Origin of the sequence: Dietzia sp. KRD202 (assembly GCF_017168155.1) — a bacterium.
GTDB lineage: Bacteria > Actinomycetota > Actinomycetes > Mycobacteriales > Mycobacteriaceae > Dietzia > Dietzia kunjamensis.
Window position 1 is genome coordinate 121692 of sequence record NZ_JABFAN010000019.1, and the last position, 12216, is coordinate 133907.

At 69.6% G+C, this 12216-nt stretch carries 11 protein-coding genes; 5 read left to right on the forward strand and 6 right to left on the reverse strand.

From position 1 onward, the window contains the following. Positions 1-41: 41 nt before the first annotated feature. From hmgA to J1M64_RS16245, 5 genes are all read right to left on the reverse strand, one after another. Positions 42-1367, reverse strand: a complete 1326-nt coding sequence (gene hmgA, locus J1M64_RS16225) for a homogentisate 1,2-dioxygenase (protein ID WP_206474847.1) — start codon at positions 1365-1367, stop codon at positions 42-44. After that, the gene (locus J1M64_RS16230) at positions 1364-2434 is read right to left on the reverse strand and encodes a lipocalin-like domain-containing protein (protein WP_163375571.1); all 1071 of its coding nucleotides are present in this window, start codon (positions 2432-2434) and stop codon (positions 1364-1366) included. Before J1M64_RS16230 ends, hmgA begins: the two co-directional genes overlap by 4 nt. A gap of 99 nt (positions 2435-2533) precedes the next feature. Beyond that, on the reverse strand, positions 2534-3856 hold the full coding sequence (locus tag J1M64_RS16235; protein ID WP_206474848.1) for an oxygenase MpaB family protein: 1323 nt from the start codon (positions 3854-3856) through the stop codon (positions 2534-2536). Then, a complete protein-coding gene (locus J1M64_RS16240; RefSeq protein WP_163375573.1) occupies positions 3853-5019 on the reverse strand; it encodes an alpha/beta hydrolase in 1167 nt (388 codons plus the stop codon). The genes J1M64_RS16235 and J1M64_RS16240 overlap by 4 nt, the downstream gene beginning before the upstream one ends. Further along, the gene (locus tag J1M64_RS16245; protein WP_163375726.1) at positions 5019-6926 is read right to left on the reverse strand and encodes a multicopper oxidase domain-containing protein; all 1908 of its coding nucleotides are present in this window, start codon (positions 6924-6926) and stop codon (positions 5019-5021) included. Before J1M64_RS16245 ends, J1M64_RS16240 begins: the two co-directional genes overlap by 1 nt. A gap of 131 nt (positions 6927-7057) precedes the next feature. Between J1M64_RS16245 and J1M64_RS16250 the strand changes: the two genes are divergently transcribed. Further along, a complete protein-coding gene (locus tag J1M64_RS16250) occupies positions 7058-7900 on the forward strand; it encodes a lipase (RefSeq protein WP_163375574.1) in 843 nt (280 codons plus the stop codon). 39 nt (positions 7901-7939) lie between these two features. Next, positions 7940-8530 (forward strand): TetR/AcrR family transcriptional regulator, encoded by a 591-nt coding sequence (locus tag J1M64_RS16255; RefSeq protein WP_119192186.1) that lies wholly within the window; start codon positions 7940-7942, stop codon positions 8528-8530. A gap of 28 nt (positions 8531-8558) precedes the next feature. On the opposite strand, the gene J1M64_RS20465 is transcribed toward J1M64_RS16255, so the two are convergent. Further along, complete coding sequence (locus tag J1M64_RS20465) at positions 8559-9545, reverse strand: diacylglycerol kinase family protein (protein ID WP_119192185.1); 987 nt, start codon at positions 9543-9545, stop codon at positions 8559-8561. Between the two features lie 345 nt (positions 9546-9890). On the opposite strand from J1M64_RS20465, the gene rplJ reads away from it, so the two are divergent. From rplJ to J1M64_RS16275, 3 genes are all read left to right on the forward strand, one after another. Next, entirely contained in the window at positions 9891-10403 is a 513-nt protein-coding gene (gene rplJ, locus J1M64_RS16265) for a 50S ribosomal protein L10 (RefSeq protein ID WP_007631803.1), read from the forward strand. Between the two features lie 59 nt (positions 10404-10462). Next, positions 10463-10849 (forward strand): 50S ribosomal protein L7/L12, encoded by a 387-nt coding sequence (rplL, locus tag J1M64_RS16270; RefSeq protein WP_007631805.1) that lies wholly within the window; start codon positions 10463-10465, stop codon positions 10847-10849. Between the two features lie 216 nt (positions 10850-11065). After that, a complete protein-coding gene (locus tag J1M64_RS16275; protein WP_096907023.1) occupies positions 11066-12166 on the forward strand; it encodes an ABC transporter ATP-binding protein in 1101 nt (366 codons plus the stop codon). Positions 12167-12216 lie beyond the last annotated feature (50 nt).

The window sequence follows — 12216 nt, forward strand, 5'->3', positions numbered from 1 at the left end:
GGTGGGTCGGGGTGGTGACGACTTCGACGACGACGGCGAGGTCATCCGCGGCGGAAGCGACGCTCTATCCCGGTCCACGACGAGTCGTAGTCGGGTTGACGGTGGCCGGCGACCATGGCGGAGTCGGTCACCGCCAGGGCCAACCTGGTCTCGAACATGAAGGGCAGCGAGCCGGTGAGCTTCTGCGGCACCAGGTCCGCCTCGCCGGCCATCTCGAAGATCTCGCGGTCGGCACCGTGCGCGGACCACTGGTTGTGCAGTGACGCCCCGCCCGGGACGAATCCCTCGGCCTTGGAGTCGTGGGAGCCGCGGACCAGCCCCATGAACTCGGACATCTGGTTGCGGTGGAAGTGCGGAGGCCGGTAGGTGTCCTCGGCCACGACCCAGCGGTCGCCGAACACCGCGAAGTCGGCATTCGCCTGCCCCTCGAACGGACCCGGTGAGGTCAGGACCGTGAACACGGACGGGTCCGGGTGATCCCACAGCGCGGTGTTGAGGGGGCAGAAGTCGTCGAGGTCGAACACGTACGCGGCGTGGTTGCCGTGCCAGGCCACCACGTCGAGCGGGGAGTGGTCCAGCTCGACCGACCACCAGCGACCCCCGAACCGCTGCCACAGCTCGACGGGGTCCTCACGGTCCTCGTACCAGGCGGTGGGGTAGCGGAAGTGGCGGGCGTCGGCCAGGCCGTTCGCGCCGATCGGGCCGAGTTCGGGCAGGGTCAGTGCGGCACCGTAGTTCTCCAGCACGTAACCCGAGGCGGTCTCACCGAGCAGGTCGACGCGGAACCGCACGCCCCGGCAGATCACGGCGAACTCGCCGGGGGAGACCACGAGCCGTCCGAACTCGGTGAGCAGCATGATCGGCCCGGCCTGCGGCACGATGAGCAGCTCGCCGTCGGCATCGACCATGTAGCGGTCGGTCATCGACGCCGAGGCCGCGTACCAGTGGATGCCCACGCCGGTGCGCTGTCCGACGTCGCCGCAGGTCCCGTAGGTCTGGATCCCGTCGAGGAAGTCGACCCCCGGGGCGGGCACCGGCGGCGGGTTCCAGCGCAGCCGGTTGGGGGAGGCGATCCCCGCGGCCGAGGGTGCGGCCTGCCAGCCGTCGAGCCCGGCGCGCCGGCGGAAGGCGGTGTGGGCGACCGACGGCCGGATGCGGTAGCTCCAGGTGCGGCGCGTGACCGCCCGCGGCTCTGTGAAGGCGGTGCCGGAGTGCTGCTCCGCGTAGAGGCCGAGGGGGGCGCGCTGCGGCGAGTTCTGGCGACGTGGCAGCGCGCCCGGTTCGGCCTCCGTCTGGTGGTGGCCGGCGAAACCGTGCAGGTAGTCGAGTCGCGGGACGCCCGAGGCTGAGGTGCTGTCGGGGCTCACGACAGCGCGACCATCTCGTGGAGGGTCTGTCCGGTGTGGGTCTCCTGCCTACCGTCGATGGTCACGGTGAGGTCGAAGTCGGAGCGGAACCGGAAGTATCCCGGGTGCCCGACGGCCTTCTTGACCAGCTTGTTCAGTGGCGGGCGACCCACCACCGGAACATCGGAGAGCAGATCGTGTGCGTGGACGATCTCCCGCACGGTGAGGGTGAGGTCGATCTTCCCCGGGACCTCGAGGCGCAGGAACGACGGGTACGAGCGGTCGGCGACGGCGTCGAACACCGCCGGCCCCTCGGTGATGTCCACCTCGCCCTCGGACAGCACGACCTCGCGCCCCCGGGCCACCATGATCGGCTGGGACCAGTGGGAGCCGTAGCGCCCGGTGGTCTGCACCATGGCGTAGACCAGAGAGATCTCGTCGGTGTAGAGGCGCCCCCAGTACCACTTGGAGATGATGCGCTTCATGTCCCCGACGCCCCAGTTGTGGTCGTGGTACCCGCGGCCGCTCACCTGCTCGGCACGGCCGTCGACGCTGACGGTGCCCTCGACCCGGGCCCGGGGCGCGCCCACGCACCAGGCGAAGTACTCCCGGTCCGTGTAACTGGTGCGGCCGCGACCGGGCATCCACGGCGGCACCTCCGCATGGAAGGTCAGGTCCACGCCGATGCCGTCCTGCTCGGCCTTCACCCGGTAGACGGGCAGACCGTCCACCTCGTCGACCAGGACCGCACTGTGGTGGGCGATCGCGACGTCGACCTTCTCGGTGGAGACGCTGAGCTCGGCGTCGGAGTGGTGTCGGTTGGACTCCCTCCGCTGACCGTCCGGGGAGTAGAGGTGGATCTCCACACCGGGTCGGCGCCGGACGAGCTCGCGGCTCTGCAGCATGACCACCACGATCCGGCCGTCGTCGAGGTGGGCGTCGAAGTACCAGTGCTCGAACGCCTGCTTGTCGGAGTCGAGGTGGGCGGCATTGTCCGCGGGCACCACGTCCGTGAGGTGACCGTCCCGGCGACCGGGACCGTTCCACGCCTCGACGATGTTCAGGGACGGGCCTTGCAGGAGGGTCATGGGGATCTCTCTCGGTCGGGGAGCAGGGGAGCAGGGGAATCGGTGGGCCGGGGCCGGCACCGGGGCCGGTTCGGGTCCGGTCGGCACCGGGCCACGGGATCAGCGCCGCAGGGCGCCGGAGGCATCGAATGCGGCCTCGCGGCCGGCCATCTGTGCGCGGTACCAGTTCTCGCGGTGCCAGCACATGACGCGCTCGTGCACCCGGCCGACGGGAGGCACCCGCCGGGCGATCTCGACGGCGGTGATGAGCGGGAACCGGGCCACCGGGATGAGCGCCCACGGCAGCGCGGCGGGCATCCGGTACTTCCGGCGTGTGCCCGGGGCCATGAACATCGCCGAGTAGACCGAATTGATCCGGAAGTTGTAGTGCTCACGGAGGCGTTGCAGGCCGGTGTGGCCCTCGCGGGGTGCGAACGCCTGCGGGTAGGACTCGATGAGTTCGCGCCCGTGTCCCCCCGAGTCGTGGGAACGGGAGAGCATCGCCATCAGCAGCATGCGGACGCTGTCGGCGATGGTCTCCGGGTACCACCGCATACGCACCCCGAGCAGGTGGCCCATGTACTTCTGGAAGTGGATCAGGGCCCGGATCTCGCGCAGGCTGGTCTGGTAGCCGAGCGTCCAGAGACCGAACCCCGGGGTGACGGAGCCGGCGATGAGCGTGAGCACCATGTAGGACTGGCTGATCGGCAGCCCCCACTTCTCGATGTCCCACTCCCCGTGCGAGGCGACCCGTGAGCGGACCGAGACGTGCATGACCCGGACCTTCATCGCCGTGGCCCGACCCTGCGAGCCGGGTCGGAGCAGCGCCCCCGGTTCGGACACGTCGATCCAGAACCGGCAGGTCTCGAGGAAGCGCCGTAGGGCGTTGTCCCCGGCGTACCCGCCCGCCAACGACAAGGGGGTGGCCACCGCCGACTCCGTGTAGATCTCCAGGGTCTCGGCGCCGGCGAAGCTGAACAGCATGGTCCCCCAGCGCCGCCAGATCCTGGCGCCCTCCTCGATCAGGGCCGGGTCGACCCAGTCCGGGACGGTCTCGAACTCCGCGAACAGCTCCCGCATGGAGTCCGGCACGTCGTCGAGCGAGTCGATGCCGTCCGCGAGGGCCCGGTCGAGCATCCGCCTGGTCTCCTCGGGCCCCGTCTCGCCGTGGTACACCTCGTCGACGAACCGCTCTGCGACGGGATCGCCGGAGAACAGGTCCTCGCAGACGGCGGCCGCCTGCTCGTCGGTGGGCAGGAGGTCGAACCCGGTCACCCTGAGTATCGCGGAGCGCAGGCGACGGAACGCGGGGTTCTCGCGGCCCTCCCAGTAGGCGAACCGGGTGGGGCAGCGGACGCCGTCGGGCACGGCGGCCCGGTCGGAGTGGATGCCGACCTCGTCGCCCACGTCGATGGTCACGGAGTCGTGGCTGGTTCTGGTCATGACAGTCCTTCCTCGTCCTGCGCGGTGTGGGGTGCGGGTGAGCGACCGAGCCTTCCGTCCATCCACCCGAGGAGCCCGGCGATGACACGGTCGAGGCCGTCCGGCTGGTCGACCAGGTAGTGGTTGAGGTGGCGCATCTCCACCAACTCGACCTCGGGGTCCGCCGAACAGGCGGCCATGAGCCGGGAGTCCTCGGCGAACGCGGCCTGGTCGCCGAGCAGACTCACGACGAGGGTCGGTTCCGTGATGCGGGGCAGGTCGGAGAGGGCGTCGGCGGCGGTGTGTTCCGGGCTCCAGGTACTCAGCCAGCTGCGGGCGGTGACGAAGCGGGCGAGCCCGCCGGCCGCGGTGTTGGCCGCCTTCGGATCGCCGTACATCGATCCCGCCTCGCGATCGCTGGGATCCAGGGTGAGGTCGAGGAAGCGGGGGTCGGCAGTGGTCCGGTGGACCACGAACCCGCGGTCGGATCCGCCGTCCTTCTCGAGACGCGCGAGGGCCTCGACGGCCCGTCGGTCGATCCGGCGCATCCGCTCCGCCTGCGCCGCGCGGTAGCGCGCCACCCACTCCGGGTCGAACGGCGCGGTGCGGCCGGGGGCGAACAGGTCCAGCTCCGGGTCCACCGACCAGGGGTCGTCCTCATCGGTCACCGCCGGGTCGATCCAGTGACTCAGGACCCGTGCCCGGCCGGGGTGCGCACCGACCAGCATCAGCGCGTCGGCGGCCTCGACGCCGTCGGCGCGCGACTGGTGGAACGTCGCCAGTGAGCCCCCGCCGGAGAAGCCCAAGAGGACGATCTCCTCGAAACCCAGCTCCTCACGCATCCACCGGATGCCGGTGCCCAGGTCCGCCGCCGCCCGCTCCATGAGCAGTGCGGGTTCGTTGTTGGCGTACCGGGTGTTGAGGCCCATCGCGGGCTGGCCCGCCCGTGCGAGGGCGGCGAGCAGGAAATGGCTGAGGAAGTTCGACGCCGGGTGGCACATGATGACTCCGCGGCGACGGGAGGATCCCGGGAGCTCCACGAGGTTGGCGTGCAGTGTCGGGTAGTGGCGCGACAGTCCGGAGTGCATCTCGATCCGGCCGTCGGTGGCCGGTTGATAGGGGATCCGTTGGAAGTGGTCGACGGGCCGGCTCTGGCTCTCGGTGGGAGTGGTCTCGGCTGGCATCAGGTCACCGTCCTGTAGCGGAGCATCATGTCGTGGTCCTCGTGGTCGAGGATGTGGCAGTGCCAGACGTATCCCTGCAGCGTGTCCTTGCGGTGGTGGGCTGCCGGGGGAGCGACGGACCCGATGTAATCGCCTCCGAGGCGGTCAACCCGCGGTTCCGCTCCGTGGGCGTGCACGTTTCCGTGTCCCCCGGCCTCGTGTCCGCCGAGGGACACCGCTGCCGGGAAGGTCGCGTCGGGGTCGAATCCGAGGTCGTCGGCGGTCGGGAAGTGGACCAGGACCCTGGTCACGGAGTTGGGGTCGGCGATGACGGTGTCCTTCATCCCCGTCTCCCACGGCTCGGGCGCACGGACGGGTCCCACCACGAAGGGATCGGGGTCCGGTGTCCACTTGATCCCGGTGGGAGGTTGGGGCTGCCGCAGACACATCGCGATGGTGTCGACCGCCTGGCGGGACAGCACCCGGAAGTGCACCAGGTGGATATGGATCGGGTGCGGATCCGGGGTGGCGTTGACGATGTTCCACATCTCCACCGACCCCTGGCGTGGCATCTCGATCTGCTCACTGGACCACCGCAGGTTGTTCAGACTCATCATCGACGGTGGAATCCGAATGTCGCTGGGCTGGCTCAGAGAGACGTTGCGCACCGCCGGTGCGCGGGTGACCGGCGCGAGTGCCGGGGGCTGGCCGGTGCCGCCGCGCAGGGTCGACGGGACGGGTCCCGTGTGGCCCCTGGCGTTCGTGGCCCGGAACCGCATGAGACTCCCGAGCTTCACCGCTCCGATCTGGGCGGCCTGGGGAGCGGCCTCCTCCGAATTGAGCAGCTCCACGGTCTCGCCTGGCGCGAGACCCGAGAAATCGACGAGCACGTCCGCCCGTTCACCCGGGCCCAGCCGGAATCCGTCCACCCTGGCGGGCGCGGCGAGCAGGCCGCCCTCCATCCCGATCACCCACATGGCCAGCGGCCGGGACAGGTGCAGCATCCAGTTGCTGAACGATGCGGCGTTGACCATGCGCAGCCGGTAGAGCCCGCGGGCGACCTCCGCACTCGGCCAGATCACCCCGTTGACCAGTCCGACGTCGCCCACCGCCCCGCCTTCCCAGTGCCCTTCCGGGACGATCGGGGTGGAGCGCATGGACGCCGCGCCGTCCGGGCGGACGATCTTCTCCTGCAGGACGAGCGGGATCTCGAACTCGCCGGCGGGCAGTCCCAGCGGATTGTCGGGACGTCCGGTGTCGAACCGGTCGCGTAGGAGGTAGCCGCCCGCGAGACCGCCGTAGACGTTGAGGCGGGTGATGGCCATGGCGTGGTCGTGGTACCAGAGCCCGGCCGCCTCCTGCCGGTTGTCGAAGTGGTGGACGTGGCCCTGCCCGGGGAGGGACGACTGCTCCGGGTGGCCATCGCTGGCGGGCTCGGTGACCCCGCCGTGCAGGTGTAGCGACGTGGGTACCCGGGTACGCACCGACTCCGACAGTCCGTGCAGGCTCGCGTCGATGTCCGCGGCGTGTGGGTGGGCTGAGATCTCATTGCGGTAGGTCAGCGTCGTCCGCACTCCGGCGTGTGCCTCGATCACCGGACCCAGGTAACCGGCCGCGCCGTAACCCAGGGTCATCGTCGGCGGGAGATCCCGGTGGAACCGGTGGGTGCCCGTCCGTGCGGCGAGCTCCAACGACTCACCCCGCAGGACATCCGGGCGTGGGAGCTCGTCCACGTAGGCCTCGAGGGCGGGCGAGTGGAACAACAGCGGGCTCGGGCCGCGCGAACCCGCGCCGAGCGAACCCGGGCCGACCTGCGCGCGGGTGGCGGATGCGCCGACCAGTCCCGTGCCCGCCACCCCGGCTGCGGTGCCGAGTAATCGCCGCCGCGTCACCACGGGCCCCCGAGCGCCGCCACCGAACCCGACCATGAGACCTCCCGTTGCTATGACGCGAGTCACAGTACCCTACGGTATGGTTTGGAGGTGGGGTTCACCGAGCGACCGGGGGAGAGATGGCCCGACGGGACATGAGCCGACTCCTGAGGGTGATAACCGTGTGCGTGGCACTGCTTCACGCGGGGTCACCACCGGCGACGGCGGACACGGCGACAATGGGGCGCCGGGCGTGCACGGGCCCCGAGGTGCTACTGGTCCACGACCTGGCGGGGACAGCAGGGGACTGGGACCTGCTCGCCGATGACCTCCGGTCGGCCGGGTGGTGCCCCGTCGCCGTCGACTGGGGACGCCCCCGGCCGGGTGACGTCCCGCTCCCCGTCGGAGGTCTGACCGGCGTGGACGCGGCAGCGGTCGACCTCGCCCGCGACAGGGGTTGGATATCCGCGAGCGCCGATGCGGATGCTGGCGCGGCCGTGCCCGTTCCCGGGATCGCCACCGCGCCGTCGCAGGAGCCTGTGGCGGTGGTGGCCAAGGGGGTCGGCGGACTCGTGGCCCAGCGCGCCGTCCAACTCGCCGTCGGACGCACCGGCCGGGCCGAGCCGCCGATCAGTGCCCTGGTCACGGTGGGGCCGGTGTGGAACGGAACCAACGTGCTGGGGATCGCCGACGTCGAGAACCTCAGCCGCGCACTGGGGACCTACGACGCGGTCCTCGCCTGGGAACGCACCTGGATGGACCCGATCTGCGAGGGGTGTCGGGAGGCCGTACGTGGCTCGGACCTGCTGGTCCGGCTCCACGCGGACGGCCTCCGGACGCGCGGGGTGGTCTATACCGACATCGTCTCGACGGTCGACCTGCTCGTGCACCCACCGCTGGAACAGTCCCCGCCCGGCACGGAGGTGCGGGTCGTCCGGCCGTTCGCGGGCGGCCGGCCCGTGTGGCACGGCGAGCTCGGGCGGGACCCGGACTCACGCGGTCTGGTCGTGGAGGCTCTGGGTCCGACGTAGGCTGACGACGATGACGACACGACACGGTGCGGCGGGCCGATGACCCAGGGGTCGACGTGGTCCGCCCGGCCGACCGGTCCGCGCACGGGGCGCCTCTCGGCGGAGGACTGGGCCCGCGCCGGGTTGGACCTGCTCATGACCGAGGGCAGGTCCGCGGTCAAGATCAGCAGACTGTGCGCCGACTTCGGCGTCACGAAGGGTAGCTTCTACTGGCATTTCGCCGACTTCGACGCGCTCATGGCCGCCATCGCCAGGCTCTACTTCTCGCAGGAGATGGACGCCGCCCGTGGTCTGGTCACCATGGAGGAGATGCCACCCGACGCACGGCTGGAGACCATGAGCGCGATGCTCGTGGAATCCCGCGCCTGGGAGGGGGAGGCCGCGATCCGCGAATGGGCCAGGGCGGACGAGACCGTCGCCGAGGCGGTTGCCGAACTGGACCAACGCATCCTGCGGGTGGTCCACGACGCGTTCGTCGAACTCGGGTTCTCCGAACGGGGGGCGAGGATCCGCGCCGGCGTCTTGGTGTACGCCGGCATCGGGTTCGTCTACGGGCGCTCAGCGCTGCCCGTGCCCACCGTGGAGGAGATCCACGACGTGCTGGCGCTGCTGGTGAAGCCCGAGACCTGACCTCCGGGGCCAGGTCGGGGAGCGCGGGTCAGACCGCCACCCGGACCGTGAGCCCCCTCCGCTTGATCCGCGCCGAGAACTCGGTCACGGTGCCGCAGTCCTCGCCGTCGATCTGGAACGCGGCCGGTTTCTCCAACACGCGGGCGGTGATCCTCACGCCCTGGCGGAAATCCAGTGGCCGGGTCCGATGCTCTTCTTTCCCGCTCTCCGGGGTGGAGTTCCTCCGCAGTATCGGCTTGAGCCGGTGCTGGAACGTGTGATGGGCCAGCACCGCACCCGCCTGCGCCCACCCGAGAGGGCCCTTGGCGCGCAGAGCGAGAACGTCCAGGAGTCCGTCGTCGATGACGGCGTCGGGCAACAGCACCATCCCCGCCTGCAGCATCCCGCAGTTGGCCACCAGGAGGGTGCGCGCGCGGGTCTGGATCGGCGATCCGTCGTCGAGGGCGTACTCGACCCGGATCCGGTGGCCGCGCAACAGCGTGTTGGCGAACGCGCCGACGTACGCGAGCCAGCCCACCCGTGCCTTCAGTTTGTCGTCGGTGCCCGCGATCATGTCGGCGTCCATCCCGGCGCCGAGCATCACGAGGAACACGTCATCGTGGGACACGCCGTCGCCGTCGGTGTAGTGGACCTCGCCGAGGTCGATCGCGCGGCTCCGACCGCTCATGGCGACACGCAACGCACGGTCGACATCGTCCAACGGGACGTCGAGGTTGCGGGCGAGCAGGTTCCCGGTTCCCAGGGGGACGACTCCCATCGGCACCGAGGTGCCGAGCAGGCCCTGCGCCACCGACCGTACGGTGCCGTCGCCGCCGCACGCGATCACCAGTCCGACACCGTCGGCGGCCGCCCGTGCCGCCTGACCGGTGCCCGGGTCCTCCTCGGTGGTCTCGTAGAAGACGGGATCCGTCCACCCGTGCCTGGACGCCCGCTCCTCGGCGAGGCGGCGGACCTCGTCGATTCCGACCTTGGTGGGGTTGTAGACGACGGCGAGGCGAGACGGGGCTGGGGACACCGCACCAATGTGTCAGAAAGCCGACCGGCCCGCCATTCGTCGCCCCCGGGCGGATTTGGTATGCGACGGCGGCCGCCTATATCCTTGGGTCCGAAGTTTGAACGCCTGGGAGCTCTGCTCTCGGGCACCTGATCAAGTTTCACCGAAGACCGCAGGTCGCCGCTCCCGCCGGGGGTGGTCGAAGGGTCCGGGAGCGCCCGGACGGCCCGCGCAGGAGAACACCGGTCAGCGTCGGATGTGCCGTGGGTCCCCAGGGGCCCGTGCCAGCTCCTCCACGCCCCGTGCCACCTGCGCACGGGGCGTTCGTGTTTTCTCGGGCGAGATGATGCAGAAAGGAGGCGAAACATGGCAAAGCCCGCAAAGGTCCAGGCCGTCGAGGAGATCAAGCAGCACTTCCAGAACTCCACGACCGCCGTGGTCACCGAGTACCGCGGACTCTCCGTCCCGCAGGTCACCGAACTGCGCAAGACGCTGGGTGACGCGGCCACGTACACCGTGGCCAAGAACACCCTGGTCAAGCGTGCGGCTGAGGAAGCCGGAGTCGAGGGTCTCGATGACCTCCTGTCCGGTCCCACCGCCATCGCGTTCGTCACCGGTGAGGTCGTGGACGCCGCCAAGGCGCTCAAGAACTTCGCCAAGGACAACAAGGCGCTCGTCATCAAGGGCGGTGTCATGGACGGCTCACCGCTGTCCGCCACCGAACTCGACAAGATCGCCGATCTCGAGTCCCGCGAGGTCCTGCTCGCGAAGATGGCCGGTGCCCTCAAGGGTAACCAGACCAAGGCCGCCGGCCTGTTCAACGCGCCCGCTTCGCAGCTGGCACGTCTGTTCGCGGCGCTCGAGGACAAGAAGAACTGATAACCCCACATGCTTCCGGGCCGTCTGACGGCACCGGGACCAACAGAAAGGACGCCACCATGGCGAAGCTCAGCAACGACGAGCTGCTCGAGGCCTTCAAGGAGATGACTCTTCTGGAGCTCTCCGAGTTCGTGAAGCTCTTCGAGGACACCTTCGAGGTCACCGCGGCCGCTCCGGTCGCCGTCGCCGCTGCCGGCGCCCCGGCTGCCGGTGGCGAGGCCGCCGCCGAGCAGGACGAGTTCGATGTCGTCCTCGAGTCGGCCGGCGACAAGAAGATCGGCGTCATCAAGGTCGTGCGCGAGCTCGTGTCGGGCCTGGGCCTCAAGGAGGCCAAGGATCTCGTCGAGTCCGCCCCCAAGGCGATCGTCGAGAAGGTCGACAAGGAGGCCGCCGAGGCCGCCAAGACCAAGCTCGAGGAGGCCGGCGCGACGGTCACCCTCAAGTGATCTGACGCACCACCGCTTCACCAGGGACGGCCCGGCGATATCGCCGGGCCGTCCCTGTCCCATTTGCGTTCCACTCGCGCCATTTCCCCACGCCCGCCTGCTCTCCGGCTGCGGTAGCGGAACACTTTTGGTCGGGATGTAACAAAGCACGCCTCCGGAGCGGTAGTTTACAGTGACCGTGGCCACAGATCAGGGCCGCAGTGAGGAGTGGTTGACGTGGGTGTCGAGGTTTCCGTCGAGGGTCTGACCAAGTCCTTCGGTTCGCAGAAGATCTGGGAGGACGTCACGTTCACCCTTCCCGAGGGCGAGGTCAGTGCGCTGCTCGGTCCGTCGGGTACCGGCAAGTCGGTGTTCCTCAAGTCCCTTATCGGGCTGCTGCGCCCGGAGCGCGGCAAGATCATCATCGACGGCACCGACATCCTGCAGTGCACCGCCAAGGAGCTCTACGAGATCCGCAAGCTGTTCGGCGTCCTGTTCCAGGACGGCGCACTGTTCGGGTCCATGGACCTCTACGACAACGTCGCGTTCCCGCTGCGCGAGCACACGAAGAAGTCGGAGAGTGAGATCCGTGACATCGTCATGGAGAAGCTCGAGCTCACCGGTCTCACCGGGGCGGAGGGCAAACTGCCCGGCGAGATATCCGGCGGTATGCGTAAGCGCGCAGGCCTGGCCCGCGCCCTGGTGCTGGACCCGGAGATCATCCTCGTCGACGAGCCCGACTCGGGTCTCGACCCGGTCCGCACCACCTACCTGGCTCAGCTGCTCATCGACATCAACGCCCAGATCGACGCGACGATCCTCATCGTCACGCACAACATCAACCTCGCCCGCACCGTGCCGGACAACCTCGGAATGCTCTACCGCAAGAAGCTCGTGATGTTCGGACCCCGCGAGGTGCTGCTCACCAGCGAGGAACCGTCCGTCCGCCAGTTCCTGCGCGGCTCCAAGCTCGGTCCCATCGGTATGTCCGAGGAGAAGGACGACGCGCAGATGCGCGAGGAGATGAAGCATGCGGAGGCCGGGCACAACGACGGATCCCCGGGCGAGGACGAGCTCAAGGGAGTGCCGCCGCAGATGCAGCCGACTCCGGGCAGCCCGGAGCGCAAGGGTGAGGTCCGGCGTGAGGAGAGGGTGGCCGAGATGCTCGACACGCTGCCGGAGGGTGCGCAGCAGGCCATCCGCGAGGAATGGGCCTCTCGCGGTCACGGCAACGGTAAGGTCGCCGCGTCGGCGCCTGCAGGGGCCACCTCGTCGCAGTCGGACGCGGGCTCCAACTCGTCCGGAGTGGACGAGCACTACGGGTCCGACGAGAACTGACGCGTCGACCGAACCGGGGGGATTTGATGGCGGAGAGTACGACCCAGCAT